Source organism: Adhaeribacter radiodurans (assembly GCF_014075995.1).
Taxonomy (GTDB): Bacteria; Bacteroidota; Bacteroidia; order Cytophagales; family Hymenobacteraceae; genus Adhaeribacter; species Adhaeribacter radiodurans.
Genome location: NZ_CP055153.1, coordinates 6,330,813 through 6,353,069 on the forward strand (window position 1 = coordinate 6,330,813; position 22,257 = coordinate 6,353,069).

Genomic DNA, 22,257 nt, shown 5'->3' on the forward strand with positions numbered 1-22,257 from the left:
ATAAATTAGCGCTATCAAATAACTATTATGAATCAAATTAAAATTCAGATTCCTTCTCTCATTGAAAACATTCGCGTTGTAGAAAGTTTTATAGACAACTCGAAAGAAAAATTCCATATTGAAGATGACATTTACGGCAATATAATGGTAGCCGTTACGGAGTCTGTAAATAACGCTATTCGCCATGGTAATAAGTTTGATAAAGATAAAAACGTATACCTTTCTCTTTTTGTAGAGCCGGATTTGTTGAGGTTTGAAGTACAAGACGAAGGAAACGGTTTTGACGCTGATGCTTTAACGGATCCTACTGCCCCCGAGAATCTAGAAAACCCAGGTGGCAGAGGAATTTTCTTAATGCGCCATTTATGCGATGAAGTTAAATTTACAAACGATGGACGTAATGTTCAATTGACATTTTACATTAATAATGCCTGATATACCCATAGAATTTATATCCGAAGAAGTAGAATTTACTTTAAAGGATGTGGATAAAGTAAAAAACTGGATTGCTCAAGTTATTGCAGAACATCAACTTATAATAGATAACATAACTTATATCTTTTGTTCAGACGAATACCTGTATAACATAAACCAGACTTATCTTAACCACGATACTTATACCGATATAATAACTTTTGATAATTCGGATGAGGAAGACACAATAGAGAGCGACATATTTATAAGCATTGATCGGGTAAAAGAAAATGCTTCTCAATTAAACATACCATTTCAAGATGAACTACACCGTGTAATCATACACGGTGTTTTGCATTTAATTGGGTACGACGATAAAGATGAAAGCAGTAAAGCCATAATGCGTCAAAAAGAAAACGACTACTTATCTTTACGGGATTTTAGTTAGAACGGAATTTATTAAGGAAGATTGAGTGTTTCACGTGAAACACATTTAAGTAAATACAATAATGTACACCGAAAATTACGATGTAATTGTAGTAGGAGCCGGTCACGCAGGATGCGAAGCTGCTGCGGCTGCCGCCCGTATGGGTTCGAAAGTTTTGTTAGTAACTATGAACATGAACACTATTGCACAAATGTCATGTAATCCGGCAATGGGTGGAGTAGCAAAAGGTCAAATAGTTAGAGAAATTGACGCCTTAGGTGGCCAAAGCGGAATTGTTACAGATAAAACTATGATCCAATTCCGGATGCTAAATTTATCGAAAGGACCAGCCATGTGGAGCCCCCGTGCACAAAGTGACCGCATGCGCTTCGCTGAAGAATGGCGTTTAAACTTAGAACAAACAGCTAACATCGATTTCTGGCAAGAAATGGCCTCAGCTATATTAGTAAATAATGGCAGAGTTGCAGGAATACAGACAGCTTTAGGAATTGAATTTAAATCAAATGCTGTAATACTAACAAATGGGACCTTCTTAAATGGTATCATCCACATTGGAGAAAAACAATTTGGTGGAGGAAGGGCAGCAGAAAGGGCAGCTACCGGAATAACAGAACAATTAATTAATCTCGGCTTTGAAGCGGGAAGAATGAAAACAGGTACGCCGCCTAGAGTCGATGGAAGATCGTTGGATTACTCCAGAATGGAAGAACAAAAAGGAGACGAAAACCCGTCTAAATTTTCCTATACGGATACTAAGCCATTGCAAGACCAACGTAGTTGTTATATAACTTACACCAGTACTAAAACCCATGAAATCCTAAAAACTGGCTTTGAAAAATCACCCATGTTTCAGGGAAGGATACAAGGTTTAGGCCCCCGCTATTGCCCTTCGATTGAAGATAAAATAAATCGGTTTGCGGATAAAGACCGTCATCAGATTTTCGTAGAGCCGGAAGGATGGAGTACCGTGGAAATTTACGTAAATGGTTTTTCGAGTTCTTTACCCGAAGACGTTCAGTTTAAAGCTTTACGCTCGATAGCCGGGTTTGAAAATGCTAAAATGTTCCGCCCCGGTTATGCAATAGAATACGACTATTTTCCACCAACTCAATTGAAGCTAACTTTAGAAACAAAGTTAATAGAGAACTTATATTTTGCCGGCCAGATTAATGGTACTACTGGTTACGAAGAAGCGGCTTGTCAAGGATTAATGGCTGGTATAAATGCGCACAATAAAATCCATGAAAAAGAACACTTTATCTTAAAGCGTTCAGAAGCATATATAGGTGTATTAATTGATGATTTAGTAAATAAAGGTACTGAAGAACCGTACCGAATGTTTACTTCGCGTGCGGAACATCGCATCTTATTACGCCAGGACAATGCCGATATCCGATTAACTAAAAAAGGGTACGATTTAGGGTTAGCAGACGAACAGCGCTTAGTTAAAGTAAATCGGAAAATTTCTGAAACAAAGGATATTATAGATTACTTAAATAATAAATCAATTGAACCAAGCGAGATTAATGCTATTCTACAGGATCTAAATTCAGCGCCAATTTCGGAAAAAGTAAAAGCTGGTAATTTAATTAAACGGCCCAACGTAGATATACGCCACATTGCAGCAGCTTTGCCAGCAGTAGGTACTTATTTAAACAAATACTTACCCGAAAGCATAGAACAAGCATCAATCGCTGTTAAATATGCTAGTTACATTGATAAGGAAAATGTAATGGCTAACAGAATAGAAGAGTTGGAAAATTACATAATCAAAGAAAGATTGGATTACAAGAATATGCCCGCTCTATCGAAAGAAGCCCGTGAAAAACTACTCAAAATAAATCCTGAAACAATAGGTCAGGCTTCACGCATTAGTGGTGTTTCGCCAGCAGACATTTCGGTATTAATGGTGTATTTAGGCAAATAAATGAATTACGAACGATTAAATCGTTGCCCCATTTGCAACAAAGACCTTTTAAAAAATTTCTTAATTGTAAAAGATAACTCTGTTTCGAAAGAAAGCTTTGTTATTGTACAATGCGAAAATTGTGGCTTTAAATTTACTAACCCCCGACCGGATGAAAATAGTATAGGGAAATATTATCAATCAGCAGAATATATTTCTCATACGAATAAGGCTACTGGTATTACCAATAAGGCTTATAAGTTAGTTCGAACTTATACGATAAAGCAAAAGGTTGATTTAATAAATCGGTTCGCTCCTAAATATACCTTACTTGACTATGGCTGCGGCACCGGAAATTTCCTGGAGGCTAGTAAGAAAGACGGGTGGTCAGTACAAGGTTATGAACCCAGCAGTGTAGCTCGCACGCAAGCGGAAGGATTATTACAGCAAACATTAGCAGCAGATGTAAGTGCCTTAGAACACATAGAAAACGAAAGTTTTCAAGTTATAACTTTATGGCACGTACTCGAACATATCCACACTTTAAACGAAACTTTTAAAAAGCTTACTCAATTAACAAAGATTGGCGGCAACATTATTGTAGCAGTTCCTAATGCTGACTCTCATGACGCCCAGGTTTATAAAGAGAACTGGGCTGCCTACGATGTTCCCCGACATTTATACCATTTTAATCAAGCTACAATGAAGCGTTTTTTTAAAAAGCACAAGCTTGAACTTTTAGAAATAATTCCGATGAAATTTGATGCTTATTATGTAAGTATGCTAAGCGAAAAATATCTTACTGGAAATAATGAATACATAAAATCTGTCTTAAATGGTTTTAAATCGAATAATTATGCCAGTAAAAATGCTAACGATTATTCCAGTTTAATATATGTGGGTAAAAAGAACTAATAGCATTATTTATTCTATAATAAAGCATTTACTATTAATAACTTATAAATTTAATAAGTAGTAACCATTAGTAAATTATCCACATACAAGATATAAAAAGATTCTATTAATAATAAACTAATCCAACTACATCATTTCTGTTGCTGATCAAGCAAGAACTCAAAGAATGCATACATTAAAAAAAATTTTACCATCATTCTTTTTATTATTTCTAACAAGTTGTGCCAGCATAAGCCCGCCGGAAGGAGGGGAGAAGGACATTAAAAGTCCGGAGTTAATAAGTAGTACCCCGGCCAATCAAGCACTTAACGTAAAAGGTAAAACCATTATCTTAAAATTTAACGAAGAGGTGCGCACAAAAGACTTTAACCGACAACTTATTATTTCTCCAAACGCTGAAAATACTATAAACACCCAAGTAGACAGGGAAGAAGTTAAATTAAGTTTTGAAAAGGATTTTGAACAGAATACTACTTACTTTTTAAATTTTAGAGAAGGTATAGAAGATATTACAGAAGGTAATAAACCTAAGAACTTGAGCTTAACCTTTAGTACCGGAGCTTTCTTAGATTCAGGTAGGGTACAAGGAATTGTAACTGATATATTAACTGGCGAGCCGGCTAAAGATATCAATGTAATTTTATATGCAGCTAATGATACCGCCACCATCCGCAATGCCAAGCCATATTATTTAACCAAGACCGGAGAAGATGGTAGCTATTTATTACAGAATATAAAGTATGCTACGTATTTGCTCTATGCCCATCAGGATAAAAACAACGATAATATTTATAATGACGAAAAAGAGAAAATTGGGTATTTAGCTAACCCAATAGAAATAACGGCACAAACGCCTGCTCAAGACTTACAAATCATTCGGATAGATACCAAGGCTCCTTATATAACATCTAAACAACCTTACTTAGACGAATACCACCTTAATTACAACGAAGGAATTACCTCTGTAAAAATTACTGGTGGTAATCCAAATGATGTTGCTACGCTTATAAGTGAAAACACTAAAACGGTGAGGCTATTTCCAAGTACTAATCAAATAAAAGGTAAGTATTTTATTACGGCTCTAGACTCAGCTGATAATGCAAAAATAGATACCGTTGATTTAGCTTTTACCGGAAAAAAGGCAAAACGCAATTTATCTTTTCAGGTAATTAATCCTAGCACAAAAGTAAAACCCAATGAAACAATACAATTTAAATTTGATGCTCCCTTGCAACTAAAAGAAGGGCCGCTGCTTACATTAGTTGAAGACTCGGCTGCTGCTAAACGACCTTTAAACTATCCTCAGGATATTAAATTGAATGACAGCCGTAATATTATAAGCTTCAACTTAAATACAAAAGCAAAAAATACGGTCGAGATACTAGCTGATACTACAGTAATATTACCTATTTCAGGGGATAGATTTAAAAACCAAGCAACAAAACTCACGATCACCGATAAAGATCAAGGTGGTAGTATAGATTTAAAAATTAAAACTTCTTATAAAAAGTATTTTTTGGAGCTATTAGATAAAGATTATAAAGTTGTTAAAACTTACGATTCACCCAAAAATCTGTTGATAGAAGAACTACAACCAAATACTTATCGTATTCGCGTAAAGATTGATGAGGATGAAAATGGCGAATGGCGTGGAGGTAACAAAGATCTAAAAACAATACCAGAAAAGGTATTCAATTATTTGAAACCAATTGAGGTACGAGTAAATTGGTCGCAAGATGTACCAATAGAGTTTTAGTAATTATTACTAAAAACGGAGAAGGCCAGATATACATCTGGCCTTTTTTATTAACTTATAACTTGTGGAAAAGATATTAGCAACATGTGATTAATCTACTCTTAAAATTCTGGATCAGGCTTGAGCCAAGAATTAAAACTTAGAAAGTGGAAAATACACTATTAAGTCGGTACTTAAATTTACCTTATTCACTTGTTAAAAAGTACAAACTTTTAGTTAGTAAAAGAAAGTGGAAATGTGGAAACAATAATATTATAATTGATAATCAATAAATTATTTTAAAAATATTAGTTAATAACTAGCTATGGCAAGTGGAATAAAGAGCAAAGCTGTGTAAAAAGTAGAATAAATATTTTTATCCACTTATTAACAGGTATAACAACGAAGATTTAAATATTTAAGAAAGAATTTTAATTTTAATATTAGTTAATTAAAAATGTGGAAAAAGGGAAAAGTTTTAAAATATAGCTTCATTTAAAAATTTCTCGTAAGAGAAAACAAAAATTATTATATGGCTTTTGATTATACCATAGCTTTTAAAACAACTGATTTTCGGAAGAATCCGGAATTGTATCGGGTTGGAAAAGGTGAGCAAGGTGTATTGTTAATAGAGCCGTATAAATCTGAAATCCTTCCTTACTGGCGCTTCAAAACTCCTGACATAGCACTGCAATCTTCAGAAAAAATTTATTCTCTGTTTTTGGATTACTTAGAAAGGAATGAGTTTGTAGGCGCAGATATGGCTCGAAAATTTTTACAAATGGGATTTACGCGATCCAGGCGATATGCTAACCATAAATCCGGTCGGAAGTTTAAGCAAAATCCCCAGAATGAAGTGGATAAAGAGTCAGAGAAAATTGCCCGGCAGAAATATTTGTTACCTATAGAACAGGATAGTGTAAAAGCTGCTTCTGCAGAAATATTTAAAGAAAAGTGGATGCTGGCCAAAAACAATGAGAAATATCTAACTCTTATGGCTGAACATAAACAGAAATATGGTTTATAAGATTAAGTATTAATAAAAATTTCACATAATATATTTGCTAAATAAACCTACTAATAACGGAATTATGAAAGAAAATGAAATAGAATTGGGTAATGGAATAAGTAACATTTACTTTGGCTTTACCATGGACCAGGTGAAAGATATAATGGGTGAGCCGGAAGAAATTGAAGAATCAGACGAAGATGATGAGTTTGAACATAAAGCTTTTAACTACTGGGAGAAAGGATATTCTTTTTTCTTCGACCGCGAAGATGATTATCGATTAAGTTGCATTCAGACCGAAAATGAAGATGTACGGCTATTTAACACAAACGTATTTCAAAAATCTACTAAAGAAATAGAAGAATTGCTGCAGCAAAAAGGTTTAACTAATTACGAAACCGAAAAACTTGAAACTGGTGAAGTTAGATGGTCTTTTGAACAAGAAATGCTGGACTTGTACTTTGAAAACGATAGATTAATCGCCATTAATTTTGGAGTGTTTATAAATGATGATTTAGAGGTACAGTGGCCATCAGAAAATCAGGTATAATAATCAATATAAAAAAGCATTAAGCATAAAAAAAGCCGTTATCCACATAACGGCTTTTTTTATGCTTATATGAATTAACATTAAATAGCCCAGCGGAATATTAGAAAAAGTGTTCCAGCCAAAAACATAGATACGGGTAAGGTTAATACCCAAGCCAAAGCAATATTGCGGATGGTGCCCGGATTAAGGTTCCGAATACCTTTATTAGCCACCATACTACCTGCAATACCTGATGAAAGAATATGGGTAGTACTTACCGGTAGTTTAAAAATGAATGTGGAAAAGCCAATAACACTCGCAGCCATTAATTCAGCCGAAGCTCCCTGGGCATAGGTTAAATGTTCTTTGCCGATCTTTTCGCCAATTGTTTTAACAATTCGTTTCCAGCCAATCATGGTTCCGCAACCTAACGACATGGCAATCATTAAAATTACCCAATCTGGCGCATAATCAGTAAAGGACCTAAGGGTACTGATATTTTCTTTTAAAATATTGCGGTCGGTTTGGCTAAGGGCAATTCCAGGGCTGGTCAATATCTTTTCTGAACCTTTCGCCAATAATAAAATATCCCGGCGAATTAAAAAACGGCTTTTCTTAGGTAAATCATTGATTGTTTTAACTGATGCAAAAAGACGATGCAAATCAATAGCCTCATCTTTCATTTCAGCTACTACCTCCGTATCTACTTTCGATAGAACTGCGGTATCTATTCGGTTAATCGTTTGTTCTACCTGCGCCAGCGAAGCTTGCATCACTAACGGGTTTTTGCTGTTATCAAGGGCAAAGAAAGAAGGAACAATTCCAATTAATATTAACATTACTAAACCTACGCCTTTTTGCCCATCGTTGGACCCGTGGAAAAAAGATACCAGAGTACAAGTTAAAATCAAAATTAATCGGATCCAAAGGGGTGGTGGTTTCCGCTTATGCGGCTGCCGGAAAATAGCTTTGTTTTTAACGAACCGTTTTAAAATAAACATTAAAAAGACTGTTAAAGTAAAGCCTAAAAATGGGGATACAATCAGGGACGCACCTGTTTTTACGGCTTCATCCCAGTTTACTGCAGCACCGGAGGAATTATCGGGTAACAAGGAAAAAGCTACGCCTACGCCCAAAATAGAACCAATTAAGGTATGTGAGCTAGATGATGGTAAACCATAATACCAGGTTCCTAAATTCCAGAGGATAGCGCTTAAAAGTAAAGCTCCAATCATTGCAATACCATGATAAACATTCTGGTCAATGAGCGCTTCTACGGGTAGCAAGTAAACAATTCCCATAGCTACGCCAATGCCGCCGGCAAATACCCCAATAAAGTTCCAGAAAGCGGACCAGACTACAGCTACCCAGGGCCGGAGCGTATTGGTATAAATAACAGTTGCAACGGCGTTGGCAGTATCATGAAAACCATTAACGAATTCAAAAGCGCAAGCCGCTAGCAAACAAAGAAAAAGGAGGAGCAGAAGGTGAGTTTCTAATCCGAACATACAGGTTGGTTGAGGTTGGATAAAATTGTCCGCAAAATTAAAGTAATTTGCCGCGGCTATTGTTAAGGAATTGTTAAATCAAGCTAAGTAAGTACGAACTTTACAAATATTCCATCACAAATTTTAAAATATTTAAACTAAAACGACGCATATAAATAAGATTCATTCAATTCCTATAATTTTTCTTTGGTTTATCTACATTTGGCTCCGTTCTAAATTTCTATATTTGCGGTTATGGCAACACAATCAGAAAAATCTTCTTTAGAAAGCACACAATTAAAAGATATTATTTCGCACGCCAAAGAATACGGCTTTGTTTTTCCGAGCAGCGAGATTTACGATGGGCTACAAGCCGTTTACGATTACGGACAAAATGGGGTAGAATTAAAAAACAATATTAAAAATGTTTGGTGGAAGTGCATGACCCAACTCAATCAAAATGTAGTGGGCATTGATGCTGCCATTTTTATGCACCCGGATACCTGGAAAGCCTCGGGCCACGTAGATTCTTTCAACGATCCTATGATCGATAACAAAGATTCGAAGAAGCGTTACCGGGCCGATGTGTTGATAGAAGACCGGGCAGCGCAGTACGAAAAAGAAGGACAGCCGGAAAAAGCAAAAGAACTGGTACAACAGATGGCTCGCCTGCTTGAAGCCGAAGATTTGAGCGGCGTACAACAACTAATTATAGCGGAGAAAATCACGTGCCCCGTTTCCGGAACTGCCAACTGGACCGAAGTACGCCAATTTAATTTAATGTTTTCGACGCAAACCGGATCGGTAGCCGATGAATCTACTACTATTTACCTGCGGCCCGAAACAGCGCAAGGTATTTTTGTAAATTTCTTAAATGTGCAAAAAACCGGCCGCATGAAAATTCCGTTCGGGATTGCGCAAATTGGTAAAGCTTTCCGGAATGAGATTGTAGCCCGCCAGTTCACTTTTAGAATGCGGGAATTTGAGCAAATGGAAATGCAATTCTTTATTCGGCCTGGTACCGAGATGGAATGGTACGAGTATTGGAAAGCAGTACGAATTAAATGGCACCAAGCATTAGGCACACCCGCCGAAAAGTTACGTTTCCACGACCACGAAAAGTTAGCGCACTACGCGAATGCTGCAGTAGATGTGGAGTATGAATTCCCGTTTGGTTTTAAAGAAGTAGAAGGCATTCATTCCCGCACTGATTTTGATTTATCGCAACACCAAGCCTTGTCTAAGAAAAAGCAACAGTATTTTGATAATGATCTGAATGCGGAAGGCAAGCCTTACGGAAATTACGTGCCTTATGTGATTGAAACTTCGGCTGGTGCCGATCGCTTATTCTTAATGACTTTGTGCAATGCCTATACCGAAGAAGAAGTAACGGAAGGCGATAGCGTTAAAACCAGAACTTTTTTAAAATTACATCCTGTTTTAGCTCCGGTAAAAGCTGCTATTTTCCCGTTGGTTCGCAAAGACGGTTTACCTGAAAAAGCGCTGCAAATATTCGATGACTTGAAGTTTGATTTTAATATAATCTACGAAGAGCGGGATGCTATTGGTAAACGCTACACCCGACAGGATTTAATAGGTACGCCATTTTGCATTGCCGTGGATTATGAAACTTTAGAAAATGATACAGTTACCGTTAGGGACCGGAATTCGCGGGAACAAAAACGGATGCCAATCAGTGAATTAAAAAATTACATTGGTGAGGCAGTAAGTTTAAAACGTATTTTTGAAAAACTGTAAAACAGCACCGAACTAAATTTTATTTTATTCATATAAAACAAAAAACCAAGCCTTTACGGTTTGGTTTTTTGTTTTGAAGAGAAACACAATCAACAATAAAGATTCTTTAAACGGACTTTAATATCAACCAATTTCCACAATTCCTAAGATTAAAGCCAAGGCGGCAGCAACTACTGCAATACCCAGCACCACACCCAATACGGGCCCGATAATTGGCAAAGAAAGTAAAGCTATTAACAATAAAGCAGCTCCCACAATAATAAGAACTTTAGCTTCGGTGGATAAGTTTGTTTGCGGCTTGTCAAAAGAAACTACTACTTTGTCGCCGTCTTTTTCAGTTCTTACCGAATTTTTAAGGCCTTCTACCTCGTTGCGCAGTTCATCTACTTTCTTCTCGTTGGTTTTAATAGTAACCCGTTCCCGCTTTTTAGTAGTATCTAGCACGGCTTCTAAGCGTTTTTTTAATTTTTTTAATTCTTTAGGGGTAAACTTCGGTATAACTACTTTTTGCGTAATTTCTTTTTCCTTGTTTGTTTCCGCAGCAATAGTTACTTCATTTTTCAACTGGGCACTTAAATCGGTGTTTGGTATATCAGGGGTACCATGTGCCGTTATCGTATTATTCTTCGGTTGATTGGTTTTATAAGGATCGTTGAAAGAACCGGTACCTTTTGCGAAAAAGTAAGGTTGAGAAGTAGAGCAACTGCTAAAAGCTAGAGCTATTACCAAAAAACATAGATTTATTAGTAAGCCAGAAAAAGATTTTGATTTCATAGTTGTAAGTAAATTAATAAGTGGGTGCAAAAGTAACAGTTTCTGGATGCCCAAGAGAAGCAAAATGCATAAGTGAAACGGAAGAGTAGCTTAATTTTATTTGTCTGACTACAAAAAAATTAAAAAAGTCTCCTAAAAGTGAGCTGGGTAATAGCTACTTATTGTTGAAAAAATATGTTAACTCAGGTGATATTCCAGATAATAATATCTTCAGCAGTAATTCCTTACATGTTTCTTTATTATTTATAAGCAAGAATTATCAACTGATTAAAGTTCTTCCAATTAGATCAGGTTTATTGGGGAATGTTCGAGTTAATTGCAGGTTATATTTTTTAGATTATGTAGGTAAAGCTTATTTATACAGATTAAGTTGGTTTTACTACACTTATTATCAGTATAATTTGCACATCTTCGGTTTTGTTGTTTGGCTTTCTTATTTTTGTCAGCGTAAAGCTAAAAACGAAAAATGTCCGGATTACATCCTGTTTTTATTCTGGCCTTTATAGCTTTACAAAACTAATTTGATTCTACTGCCTTTAATCAGCCATAGAGAAAATGAAGAATTACCCACGAGTAGAGCAGAATGATTTTTTAATCAAAGTAAAAAAAATCGATCTAACATTTTAGAACCAAAACAGAAGTAGATTTAAAGTTTAATATAGCAGTGAAGTATAGCGAGTACAAGAACCTGGATTACGCCAAATTAGCCGAAGAAGTGCTAACCCGGTGGAATCAAAACAAGATATTTGAAAAATCGGTAGAGACGCGGGCAGGTAAAACGCCCTTTGTTTTCTATGAAGGACCACCTTCTGCCAATGGTGCCCCCGGTATTCACCACGTCATGGCCCGGGCTGTAAAAGATATTTTTTGCCGATACAAAACTTTAAAAGGATTTCAGGTTAACCGTAAAGGTGGCTGGGATACGCATGGTTTGCCTATCGAGCTTCAGGTAGAAAAAGAATTGGGCATTACTAAAGAAGATATTGGTAAGAAAATTTCCATCGAGGATTATAATACCCGTTGCCGCGAAACTGTGATGCGCTACAAGAGCCAATGGGACGATCTTACCCAGAAAATGGGTTATTGGGTCGATCTGGATAATCCGTATATCACCTTTGAAAACGATTACATTGAATCTATCTGGGCGCTTCTGAAAAAGCTGTACCAAAAAGGCTTTTTGTATAAAGGCTATACCATTCAACCGTATTCGCCATCTGATGGTACTGGGCTAAGTTCGCACGAACTTAATCAGCCAGGCTGCTATAAAGAAGTAAAAGATACCTCCATTGTAGCCCAGTTTAAAGTAATAAAAGATTCTAAATCGGAATTTCTTTTCACGGAACCTAAAGGTGATGTCTATATACTGGCCTGGACTACTACCCCCTGGACCTTACCCTCCAACACCGCTTTAGCTATTGGTGATAAAATAACTTATGTGCAGGTAAATACTTTTAATGCCTATACGCATAAACCGGTAAGTGTGGTTCTTGCCAAAGAACTGCTAGGAAAGTACTTCTCCGAAAAAAATAAAAATTTAAAAATTTCGGATTACAAGCCCGGCGATAAAGCTATTCCTTTTGAGATTGTGCAGGAATTTACGGGTAAGCAATTAGTGGGCATTCGGTATGAACAATTAATGCCTTACCTGCAACCATTCTACGATACCGATAAAGCTTTTCAGGTAGTTGCCGCCGACTTTGTTACCACTTCCGACGGTACCGGCGTGGTGCATACCTCACCCACTTTTGGTGCCGATGACTTTAGGATTGCTAAACAGCAAGGTATTCCGGCATTAACTATAAAAGATGAACTAGGTAATGAGTTGCCTACCGTGGATAGACGCGGAAAATTCATCGACGAAATTGGGGTAAAGTTGCTGGAAGGTGTTGAAAAGTACAAGATCAAAACCCACAAAGTACTTGGTATTGATGACTTTTACGTAAAAAATTACACCAACGAAGATGAAAGCCATCCGGATTTTAAAACCACGGATGTTATTATCTCCATCATCCTGAAAGAAGAAAATAAAGCCTTTAAGGTTGAAAAATACGAGCACACCTATCCACATTCCTGGCGAACAGATAAACCGGTTTTATATTATCCACTGGATGCCTGGTTTATTAAAACTACGGCGGTAAAAGATCGGTTAGTAGAGTTAAACAAAACCATCAACTGGAAACCAGAATCTACCGGATCAGGTCGTTTTGGTAATTGGCTCGAAAACCTGGTTGATTGGAATTTGTCGCGCTCGCGTTATTGGGGTACACCTTTACCCATCTGGCGTACCGAAGAAGGCGATGAAGAAATCTGCATTGGCTCCGTGGCAGAGTTACAAGCCGAGGTGGATAAAGCAGTTGTAGCTGGAGTAATGGAACAAACTGTGATTTCAGAAATGGATCTGCACCGGCCGTATGTGGATAACATAGTGCTGGCTAGTAAATCAGGTAAGCCCATGCGCCGCGAGCCCGACTTAATTGATGTTTGGTTTGATTCCGGGGCTATGCCGTATGCCCAATGGCATTACCCTTTCGAGAACCAAGAAACCTTTAAGCAAAACTTCCCGGCTGATTTTATTGCAGAAGGCGTAGACCAAACCCGTGGTTGGTTCTTTACCCTACACGCCATAGCGGTAATGCTGGAAGACAGCGTAGCATTTAAAAATGTAATGGCCAATGGTTTGGTACTCGATAAAAACGGCAATAAAATGAGCAAGCGCTTAGGCAATGCCGTTGATCCGTTCGCCACCATTAACACCTACGGTCCGGATGCGACTCGTTGGTACATGATTTCGAATGCGCCACCTTGGGATAATTTAAAATTTAATACCGATGGCATTGTGGAAGTACAACGCCGTTTCTTTGGGACACTCCAGAATACATATTCTTTCTTTGCCTTATATGCCAACCTGGATAACTTTTCTTACGCCGAAGCGGATGTACCTTTAGAAAACCGTACCGAAAGCGACCGGTGGATAATCTCGAAGTTAAATTCTTTAGTGGCCATAGTGGATGCGGCATACGCCGATTACGACCCTACTAAAGCTACCCGCGCCATCCAGGATTTTGTGAGCGATGATTTAAGTAACTGGTACGTGCGCCTAAACCGCAAGCGTTTCTGGAAAGGGGAATACAACGAAGATAAAATTGCCGCTTACCAAACGCTTTATACTTGCCTCGAAAAAGTAGCTTTATTGGCCGCCCCAGTAGCGCCTTTCTACATGGATCAGTTGTTCTTAGATTTAAACAAGGTTTCTGGTAAAAATCCGGTGGAGTCGGTGCATTTAGCCGATTATCCACAGGTATCTGAATCAGCGATTGATGCTGGCTTAGAAGAACGCATGCAGTTGGCGCAAACCGTATCGTCGCTGGTGCACTCACTCCGGAAAAAAGAAACTATTAAAGTTCGGCAGCCATTATCGCGTATTTTAATTCCGGTACTTAACGAAAAAACCAGGCAGCAAATACAAGCTGTAGCTGATTTGATTCTCTCGGAAGTTAACGTGAAAGTCATTGAATACATTGATGATACTTCCGGTATTTTGGTAAAGAAAATTAAGCCGAATTTTAAAAAATTAGGTCAGGTTTTTGGTCCCCGGTTAAAAGAAGTAGCCGCGGCTATCCAGAAAATGAACCAGGAAGACATTAGTAAACTGGAAAAAGAAAATGGTTTTGAAATTAAATTGGGCAACGATCCTGTAACTATAACACCCGAAGATGTGGAAATTTCTTCGGAAGACATTCCTGGTTGGCTCGTAGCTTCTGAAGGTAAATTAACAGTGGCTTTAGATATTACCTTAACAGAAGAGTTAAAGCAAGAAGGTATTGCCCGCGATTTAGTAAACCGGATACAAAATTTACGGAAAGATAGCGGCCTGGATGTACAGGATCGGATCCGGATTTCGTTACAAAATAATAATGCCGAAGTGAATGCAGCCGTGCAAGCGTTTGAGAAGTATATCAGCGAAGAAACCCAGGCTACCGATGTGCAATTACTCGAAATAATTGCAGGCGGAACCGCCTTAGAAATTGACGAATATACCCTTACGGCTAAGTTAGAAGTAGTTTAAAAACTAGGTAATTTTTTGATAATTAGCTGTGATGGGAATTATGTATGGGTAAAATTGTTTAAGTTTAGTAATTATATCTGTTTATATAGTTCCCAGTCGCTTTTAGTAAAATTTAGTAAATGAAATATTATAAATATTACCTGCTTAGTTTATTGGTTATTCTCATCGACCAGGTGGTAAAGTTCGTGGTCCACTTTAATATGGAAATGGGATTACCCGGTGAAATTCACTTAATTGGCGATTGGGCGAAACTTCACTATACTTTAAATCCAGGAATGGCTTTTGGAGTAGAGTTGGGTTCAAGCTACGGTAAATTAATTTTAAGTTTATTCCGGATGGTAGCCATGGTGTTTATTGGCTATGGCTTATACTATCTATGGAAACATCGGGCGCATCCGGGTTTTATCTGGTGCGTGGCCTTAATTTTAGGTGGTGCCATTGGTAATCTGATTGACAGTATTTTTTACGGGATTTGGTTTGATAATGCTCCGTTTGGCTCTCCTTCCCCTTGGTTTCATGGTCAGGTAGTGGATATGTTTTACTTGGATATATGGGAAGGAATTATTCCGTATTGGGTTCCAGGATTAGGTGGAACGGCTATGTCGTTGTGGCCAATTTTTAACGTAGCGGATTCGGCTATTTTTATTGGGGTACTTATAATTTTATTTAATCAGAAACGCTTTTTTTCTAGCTTGCCCGATAGAACATCTGTATCTATTAATTCAGAAAACCTGGAAGAAAGCCCCTCTGATAATCAACCAGAAACAACTAGTGCTAAATTAGAAGCTTAACAGATTCAAATATTTATAAAGCAAAGAAGCCATACTTCATAGTATGGCTTCTTTGCTTTTACAGTAATTTATGTTCTACTTAATAGTTGTAGGATGGCACCTCAATAACCTAATCAAAAGAATTTCAATCGTTATCTTAAACGAATTTACTATTTTACCTTTCAGATTTAGTATTATCTGTATAATGATTGATACCAGTTTAAAATGTTAGTTTGGAAATACTATTTAAACTATTCATAATAGTAAGAGTAATATAGATTAAGTTTTAATTAAATCCGGAACCTAGCTTTTTGCAACAACAGAATTTACGCGCTTCAATGCCAGAAACTCCCTTATTACAAATCAACCATCTACAAACCAATTTTAACTCACATCGGGGTAGTGTTAAAGCAGTGGATGATGTTTCGTTTCAGTTATTTCCAGGTGAAACAATTGCCATTGTTGGGGAATCTGGGTCTGGCAAATCTGTTACTGCCTTATCTATTCTACGACTTATCAACACTCCAACAGGTAAAATAAGTGCCGGAGAAATTATATACCAGTCGCGGCAGTTTGGAACAGTAAATTTATTGGAACTACCTGAAAAGCAAATACAGAAAATCAGGGGTAACGAAATATCAATGATTTTTCAAGAACCCATGACTTCTTTAAACCCGGTTTATACCTGCGGTTTTCAGGTACGAGAAGTGCTGGAGCTACATAAAGGTTTATCTAAGAAACAGGCAACTGAAAGAACCTTAGAGCTTTTTGAATTAGTTAAACTTCCTCGCTCAAATAAAATCTTAAATGCTTATCCACACGAAATATCCGGTGGGCAAAAGCAACGCGTTATGATTGCAATGGCTATGGCTTGTAATCCAGCTGTACTTATTGCCGATGAACCAACTACCGCCTTAGATGTAACGGTACAGAATCAGGTGTTAAAATTACTAAACGATTTACGGGTTCAACACCAGACTTCTATTTTGTTTATAACGCATGATTTAGGAGTTGTAGCGGAGATTGCTGATCGCGTTTTAGTAATGTATAAAGGTAGAATAGTAGAACAAGGGCCAATACTGCAAGTTTTTAGCAATCCGCAGCATGCTTATACAAAGGGCTTACTGGCTTGCCGGCCGGCTTTATCATTCGGTAAAAAATGGTTGCCTACGGTAGCCGATTTCATGCAAGTAGAACCGAGTGGAACTATTATTGAAAAGCCAATTAGTCTTGTGGATAATTCTACTAAAATTGTAAATCAGGAATTAATAGAAGCATCTAAAAACGAAAAATTAATAAATACTCCCTTGCTAATAGCTGAAAATGTAGAAGTATATTTTCCAGTTCGGAAACCTTTGTTTTCCCGTTCGCAAGAGGTTATCAAAGCAGTAGATGGAGTTAGTTTTGAAATTTACCCGGGAGAAACAGTAGCTCTGGTGGGGGAGTCAGGTTGCGGAAAAACTACCTTAGGGAGAGCAATTTTAAAAATGATTAAACCTACTAATGGCAAAATAATTTTCAATAAAGTAAATATTGCCAGCTTAACCGGTAAGGAGTTGCGCCAGGAACGTAAAAAACTACAAATGATATTTCAGGATCCTTATGCTTCTTTAAATCCGATGCATACAATTGGAGAAGCCATTTTGGAACCTATGCGCGTACATAATGTTTATAATACAGAAGCAGAAAGAAAAGAACGCGTATTAGAACTGCTTCATACTGTGAACTTAAGCGCGGAGCACTTCTCCCGTTATCCACACGAATTTTCCGGTGGGCAGCGTCAGCGTATTTCCATTGCCCGGGCCCTCGCTTTACAACCGCAATGCATTATCTGCGACGAATCTGTTTCTGCTTTAGATGTTTCGGTACAGGCTCAGGTACTTAACTTATTAAACAAGTTAAAGGAAGATTTTGGGATTACTTACCTGTTTATCACGCACGACTTAGCTGTGGCTCGTTTTATGGCAGATAGGATATTTGTGATGAGCCAGGGGAAGATAGTAGAAAGTGGACCTGCTGAACAAATTTATAGTAATCCCCAGCACGAGTATACCCGCACGCTTATTCAGGCAATTCCAACAGGCGATATAAAAGATATTGTAGCGGCGCAACAAAAACGTGCTCTCCAGAAAGCTGGTAAAGCTCAGCTTTAAAACAAACCTGAGGTTCCAGTAGTATAACTTTGGACTTTAAGGTACAAATTATTTAAAATTGTTAAAACAAGCTGAATTTTAGTAAACTACTTAACTGCTTATTAGTAAGTAAGTGTACAAGTATTATTAATTTGGCTTTGATTCTTATTTGAAACAAATTCATGCGAAATAAAGAAAAATCAACTTCTAGTCGTGGTAATAACCGGACTGAAAAAGCTGAGAATGGCCGTGTACGGCGACAAGATTTGGCAGTAACTAAGTCCAGATTATTTAAAATATTTTCCGGTAATCCGGATAAAGCCTTTGGCTATAAACAATTATCCCGGCGTCTGGGCGTAAGCGACAAAGAAGGCCGGGATTTAATTAACGAATATTTAAAACAACTTCGTAAAGAAGGCAAATTAACCTTACTGGAAGGTAGCAACTATATTTTAAACGCCACTTCTAGTTATATAACTGGGGTTGTAGATTTAGCAAATCCTAAATATGCGTACATAGTTTCTGACGAAACCGAAGAAGATGTGCGGGTATTTAGTGAAAAGTTAAAATTTGCCATGGGGGGCGACCGCGTAAAAGTTAGAATTTATTCTTCGGGTAATGGTGACCGCCCGGAAGGGGAAGTGGTTGAAGTTATAGAACGCGCCAAAGAAGAAATTGTGGGAAGAGTGGAGCTTTCTAAAGGTTTTGCTTTTATAGTTCCCGATTTTAAAAAGCTGTATTTTGATGTTTTTGTAGGTGAAAATGACCTAAAAGATGCTAATAACGGCGATAAAGTATTAGTAAAAATTACTGAGTGGCCTACATCCAGCAATAAAAGCCCAATTGGTAAAATAGTGCGGGTGTTTGGTCAGGCTGGCGAAAATGAAGCGGAAATTAACTCCATTATGGCGGAGTTTGGTTTGCCGTTTGAGTTTCCCGAAAATGTGGAAAAAGAAGCTGAAGCTATTCCGGTTACTATTCCAGAAGAAGAAATTGCCAACCGACGTGATTTCCGGAATGTTACTACGTTTACCATTGACCCGCTCGATGCAAAGGATTTTGACGATGCTTTATCTATTCAGCAATTAGAAAACGGACATTGGGAAATTGGGGTGCATATTGCCGATGTTACGCATTACATTGAGTTAAAATCGCAATTAGAACAGGAGGCATATCACCGGGCCACTTCGGTTTACTTAGTAGACCGCACCATACCCATGCTGCCTGAAAAACTATCGAACGGCTTGTGTTCGTTACGGCCGCACGAAGAAAAACTAACTTTTTCCGCGGTGTTTGAGCTCGATGAAACGGGCAAACTTTACGATCAATGGATTGGTAAAACCATTATTTATTCTGACCGACGCTTTACCTACGAAGAAGCCCAGGAGCGCATTGAAACCGGCGAAGGCGATTTCGCCCCGGAAATACTTACTTTAAACAAAATTGCGCACGAATTAAAAGATAAACGATTTAAAAATGGCGCTATTAGTTTTGAAACGGCCGAAGTTAAGTTTAAGCTGGATGAGCAAGGCAAGCCGGTTTCTGTATTTATTAAAGAACGGAAAGATGCACATAAGCTTATTGAAGAATTTATGCTTTTGGCTAACCGTAAGGTAGCGGAGTTTGTGTTTAATATGAAGAAAACTAAAGTACGGAATACAATGGTTTACCGTACCCACGATGCTCCTGATCCGGATAAACTTACTAACTTTTCGATGTTTGCCAAGCGGTTTGGGTATAATCTTACGGTGGATAACATTGATAAAGTTTCGGAAGAGTTAAATAAACTGGCAGTGCAAACCGAAGGTAAACCAGAACAAAACGTACTACAGAACTTGGCTATTCGTACTATGGCTAAGGCTAAATATACTACGGAACCATTAGGCCACTTTGGTTTAGGGTTTAGTCATTATTCTCATTTTACCTCGCCTATTCGGCGGTACCCGGACATGATGGCGCACCGACTGATATTCCATTATTTAAATAGTGGAAAGTCAGAAAATAAAGAAGATTACGAAGAAAAGTGTAAGTATTCTTCTGAAATGGAGAAGCGGGCTGCCGATGCGGAACGTGCTTCGGTTAAGTACAAGCAGGTAGAGTTTATGCAGGATACCGTTGGGCAGCAATTTAAAGGTATTGTTTCCGGGGTAACAGAATGGGGCTTATACGTGGAAGTTCAGGAAACCAGATGTGAGGGAATGGTACGTTTAAGTGATATGGAAGATGACTTCTACGAATTAGATGCTCAGAATTACAGAATTATCGGGCGGCGCAGCAAACGTATAATTTCTTTTGGCGATGAAGTAATGGTAGAAGTAAAAGGTGTAAATTTGAACGATCGCACCATCGACCTGCTTTTAGCAAAGGAACAACGGAGCGAAGAAAAAATAAAAAGTCGTAGTAAAAAGACAGATACTTCTAAAGAAGCTTCTAATAAAAAAGAGGCCGCTAGTAATTTAGAAACTTCTAGTAATTTTGAAACGAAAGGTCGTACTATTAAGGATTACTACGGCTTCGACGATTAAAAAGTAATTACCTTGAGTCAGCCATTACAGCAACAGTTGCCGGTGGATATCGCCGATTTTTCAAAGAGAATTAATCAGACGATATCCACTCTTTCTTTTGGGGATAACCCGCCTGAATTATACGAACCAATCCGGTATATTATGCAACTGGGCGGAAAACGAATCCGTCCGCTGCTTACTTTGTTGGCTGCGCATTTATTTGCCGATGAGTTAGATCACGTACTTTTGCCTGCGGTGGGCACCGAAGTTTTCCACAATTTTTCGCTCCTGCACGACGACATTATGGATAAGGCTCCGCTCCGGCGGGGAAAACCAACCGTACACGAAAAATGGAACCAAAACATTGCTATTTTAAGTGGCGATGTAATGCTGGTACGGGCTTACGAGTTTTTTCTGGGGGTGGAAACAAGTAAATTACGAAAGGTACTTACTTTATTTAGCCATACGGCAGCTCAGGTTTGCGAAGGGCAGCAGTTTGACATGAATTATGAAAGCAGCCAACAAGTACGCATTTCCGATTACCTGCATATGATTACCTTAAAAACGGCTGTTCTTCTGGGGTTTAGTTTAGAGTTGGGTGCTATTTTAAACAATGCTTCGGAAAATGATGCTTTGCTGTTGAAAAACTTCGGAATTAACATTGGTATTGCTTTTCAGCTGCGCGATGATTTGCTGGATGTTTATGGCGATAGCGAAAAATTTGGCAAACAAGTAGGAGGCGATATACTAGCGGATAAGAAAACATTTTTGTTGTTAACCGCTTTGGAACAAGCTACTCCGGCGCAAAAAGAGGTACTTTTAAAATTTAAAAGCCAGACAGTGTACTTACCTGAACAGAAAATTGCTGAAGTAACGGCTATCTACGACCAACTTCAGGTAAAAGCACAAACTCAGGAAAAAATAAATTTTTACTTTGAAGAAGCCATACAAAGTCTGCATGCGGTACATGCACCTAACGAACGGAAAGAATTATTAGAAAACCTGGCGTTAGATTTAATGGCCCGCGAAAGCTGAAGCATCTACCATTTATCATTTACTATTTAAGACTTACTAATCTAATAAAAACATGAGTATTACTCTGATTCTTATTATTCTTACTTCCGGAATTTCTATTTACGCCTGGTCGCACCAGGATTTATTAGATAAATGGGTATTTCATCCGTTTAGTGTTAATAAAAAAAATCATTGGTACCGGTTTATTACTTCGGGTTTTCTGCACGCCGACTGGATGCACCTGTTCTTTAATATGCTATCGTTGTATTTCTTTGGTGGAGTAGTAGAGCGGGTATTTATGTCTAATTTCGGTTATGAGATGGGGATTGCTATTTATTTGCTTATTTACCTGGGCGGAATGATAGTTGCCGATGTACCAACTTACATTAAGCATAAAAAGGATTATAATTATCGCGCACTAGGAGCTTCCGGAGCCGTATCGGCTATTATTTTTTCCAGCATTTTATTTAATCCGATTAATCTTATCTGCCTCTTCGCTTTTATCTGTATGCCAGGCTTTATTTTTGGCGTGATTTACCTTATTTATTCGTACTACGAAGCCCAAAGGATGGGTGGAGCTATTAACCACAGTGCCCATTTTTACGGAGCTGTTTTCGGTTTTGTAGTTAGTTTTTTATTAGTGCAAGGAGCTGGTCAAAACTTTATTGATCAGATTAGTGGCTGGCGAATTTTTTAGGCTTACCATTTATGTGAAAAGCCAGTAAAATTAAATTTTTTCATTCTTATCCTAGTTTTTGGAATTAATTTTAAAAATTTTTTATAAAAGGGGTAGATT

The 22,257-nt window shown here is 37.8% G+C and carries 16 protein-coding genes; 14 read left to right on the forward strand and 2 right to left on the reverse strand.

Going from position 1 to position 22,257, the window contains the following annotated elements:
• Positions 1–27: 27 nt before the first annotated feature.
• The 7 genes from HUW48_RS24975 to HUW48_RS25005 all read left to right on the forward strand — a co-directional run bounded on the left by HUW48_RS24975 (position 28) and on the right by HUW48_RS25005 (position 6,977).
• Positions 28–435: an ATP-binding protein gene (locus HUW48_RS24975; protein ID WP_182413515.1), complete on the forward strand. Its 408-nt coding sequence runs from the start codon at positions 28–30 to the stop codon at positions 433–435.
• Positions 428–862, forward strand: a complete 435-nt coding sequence (ybeY, locus tag HUW48_RS24980; RefSeq protein WP_182413516.1) for an rRNA maturation RNase YbeY — start codon at positions 428–430, stop codon at positions 860–862. Before HUW48_RS24975 ends, ybeY begins: the two co-directional genes overlap by 8 nt.
• A 61-nt stretch (positions 863–923) precedes the next feature.
• Positions 924–2,789, forward strand: a complete 1,866-nt coding sequence (gene mnmG, locus HUW48_RS24985) for a tRNA uridine-5-carboxymethylaminomethyl(34) synthesis enzyme MnmG (protein WP_182413517.1) — start codon at positions 924–926, stop codon at positions 2,787–2,789.
• On the forward strand, positions 2,790–3,683 hold the full coding sequence (locus HUW48_RS24990) for a class I SAM-dependent methyltransferase (RefSeq protein WP_182413518.1): 894 nt from the start codon (positions 2,790–2,792) through the stop codon (positions 3,681–3,683).
• A 166-nt stretch (positions 3,684–3,849) separates the two neighbouring features.
• A complete protein-coding gene (locus HUW48_RS24995) occupies positions 3,850–5,439 on the forward strand; it encodes an Ig-like domain-containing protein (protein WP_182413519.1) in 1,590 nt (529 codons plus the stop codon).
• Between the two features lie 511 nt (positions 5,440–5,950).
• Positions 5,951–6,445 (forward strand): DUF4385 domain-containing protein, encoded by a 495-nt coding sequence (locus HUW48_RS25000; RefSeq protein ID WP_182413520.1) that lies wholly within the window; start codon positions 5,951–5,953, stop codon positions 6,443–6,445.
• A 64-nt stretch (positions 6,446–6,509) separates the two neighbouring features.
• Positions 6,510–6,977: a hypothetical protein gene (locus tag HUW48_RS25005; protein ID WP_182413521.1), complete on the forward strand. Its 468-nt coding sequence runs from the start codon at positions 6,510–6,512 to the stop codon at positions 6,975–6,977.
• 80 nt (positions 6,978–7,057) lie between these two features.
• Here the strand turns inward: HUW48_RS25005 and HUW48_RS25010 are convergent, their stop codons facing one another.
• Positions 7,058–8,464 carry an inorganic phosphate transporter gene (locus HUW48_RS25010; protein WP_182413522.1) on the reverse strand — a complete coding sequence of 469 codons (1,407 nt, stop codon included), beginning with the start codon at positions 8,462–8,464 and terminating at the stop codon, positions 7,058–7,060.
• A gap of 234 nt (positions 8,465–8,698) precedes the next feature.
• Between HUW48_RS25010 and HUW48_RS25015 the strand changes: the two genes are divergently transcribed.
• Positions 8,699–10,201, forward strand: a complete 1,503-nt coding sequence (locus HUW48_RS25015; protein WP_182413523.1) for a glycine--tRNA ligase — start codon at positions 8,699–8,701, stop codon at positions 10,199–10,201.
• A gap of 123 nt (positions 10,202–10,324) precedes the next feature.
• Here the strand turns inward: HUW48_RS25015 and HUW48_RS25020 are convergent, their stop codons facing one another.
• Entirely contained in the window at positions 10,325–10,975 is a 651-nt protein-coding gene (locus HUW48_RS25020; RefSeq protein ID WP_182413524.1) for a hypothetical protein, read from the reverse strand.
• 664 nt (positions 10,976–11,639) lie between these two features.
• Here HUW48_RS25020 and ileS point away from each other — a divergent pair.
• The 6 genes from ileS to HUW48_RS25050 all read left to right on the forward strand — a co-directional run bounded on the left by ileS (position 11,640) and on the right by HUW48_RS25050 (position 22,158).
• Positions 11,640–15,041, forward strand: coding sequence for an isoleucine--tRNA ligase (gene ileS, locus HUW48_RS25025; RefSeq protein ID WP_182413525.1), 3,402 nt, complete (start codon positions 11,640–11,642; stop codon positions 15,039–15,041).
• Between the two features lie 119 nt (positions 15,042–15,160).
• Complete coding sequence (locus tag HUW48_RS25030; RefSeq protein WP_182413526.1) at positions 15,161–15,832, forward strand: lipoprotein signal peptidase; 672 nt, start codon at positions 15,161–15,163, stop codon at positions 15,830–15,832.
• A gap of 317 nt (positions 15,833–16,149) precedes the next feature.
• Positions 16,150–17,964: an ABC transporter ATP-binding protein gene (locus HUW48_RS25035; RefSeq protein ID WP_182413527.1), complete on the forward strand. Its 1,815-nt coding sequence runs from the start codon at positions 16,150–16,152 to the stop codon at positions 17,962–17,964.
• A gap of 161 nt (positions 17,965–18,125) precedes the next feature.
• Positions 18,126–20,468: a ribonuclease R gene (gene rnr / locus HUW48_RS25040; protein WP_182413528.1), complete on the forward strand. Its 2,343-nt coding sequence runs from the start codon at positions 18,126–18,128 to the stop codon at positions 20,466–20,468.
• A 42-nt stretch (positions 20,469–20,510) separates the two neighbouring features.
• Positions 20,511–21,482, forward strand: coding sequence for a polyprenyl synthetase family protein (locus HUW48_RS25045; RefSeq protein WP_182416520.1), 972 nt, complete (start codon positions 20,511–20,513; stop codon positions 21,480–21,482).
• Between the two features lie 52 nt (positions 21,483–21,534).
• Positions 21,535–22,158: a rhomboid family intramembrane serine protease gene (locus HUW48_RS25050; protein ID WP_182413529.1), complete on the forward strand. Its 624-nt coding sequence runs from the start codon at positions 21,535–21,537 to the stop codon at positions 22,156–22,158.
• Positions 22,159–22,257: the final 99 nt, after the last annotated feature.

Excerpts from the sequence above, each read along its gene's own strand:
- HUW48_RS24975 (WP_182413515.1), top strand. The coding sequence starts at position 28 with ATGAATCAAATTAAAATTCAGATTCCTTCTCTCATTGAAAACATTCGC.
- ybeY (WP_182413516.1), top strand. The coding sequence starts at position 428 with ATGCCTGATATACCCATAGAATTTATATCCGAAGAAGTAGAATTTACT.
- mnmG (WP_182413517.1), top strand. The coding sequence starts at position 924 with ATGTACACCGAAAATTACGATGTAATTGTAGTAGGAGCCGGTCACGCA.
- HUW48_RS24990 (WP_182413518.1), top strand. The coding sequence starts at position 2,790 with ATGAATTACGAACGATTAAATCGTTGCCCCATTTGCAACAAAGACCTT.
- HUW48_RS24995 (WP_182413519.1), top strand. The coding sequence starts at position 3,850 with ATGCATACATTAAAAAAAATTTTACCATCATTCTTTTTATTATTTCTA.
- HUW48_RS25000 (WP_182413520.1), top strand. The coding sequence starts at position 5,951 with ATGGCTTTTGATTATACCATAGCTTTTAAAACAACTGATTTTCGGAAG.
- HUW48_RS25005 (WP_182413521.1), top strand. The coding sequence starts at position 6,510 with ATGAAAGAAAATGAAATAGAATTGGGTAATGGAATAAGTAACATTTAC.
- HUW48_RS25010 (WP_182413522.1), bottom strand. The coding sequence starts at position 8,464 with ATGTTCGGATTAGAAACTCACCTTCTGCTCCTCCTTTTTCTTTGTTTG.
- HUW48_RS25015 (WP_182413523.1), top strand. The coding sequence starts at position 8,699 with ATGGCAACACAATCAGAAAAATCTTCTTTAGAAAGCACACAATTAAAA.
- HUW48_RS25020 (WP_182413524.1), bottom strand. The coding sequence starts at position 10,975 with ATGAAATCAAAATCTTTTTCTGGCTTACTAATAAATCTATGTTTTTTG.
- HUW48_RS25030 (WP_182413526.1), top strand. The coding sequence starts at position 15,161 with ATGAAATATTATAAATATTACCTGCTTAGTTTATTGGTTATTCTCATC.
- HUW48_RS25035 (WP_182413527.1), top strand. The coding sequence starts at position 16,150 with ATGCCAGAAACTCCCTTATTACAAATCAACCATCTACAAACCAATTTT.
- rnr (WP_182413528.1), top strand. The coding sequence starts at position 18,126 with ATGCGAAATAAAGAAAAATCAACTTCTAGTCGTGGTAATAACCGGACT.
- HUW48_RS25050 (WP_182413529.1), top strand. The coding sequence starts at position 21,535 with ATGAGTATTACTCTGATTCTTATTATTCTTACTTCCGGAATTTCTATT.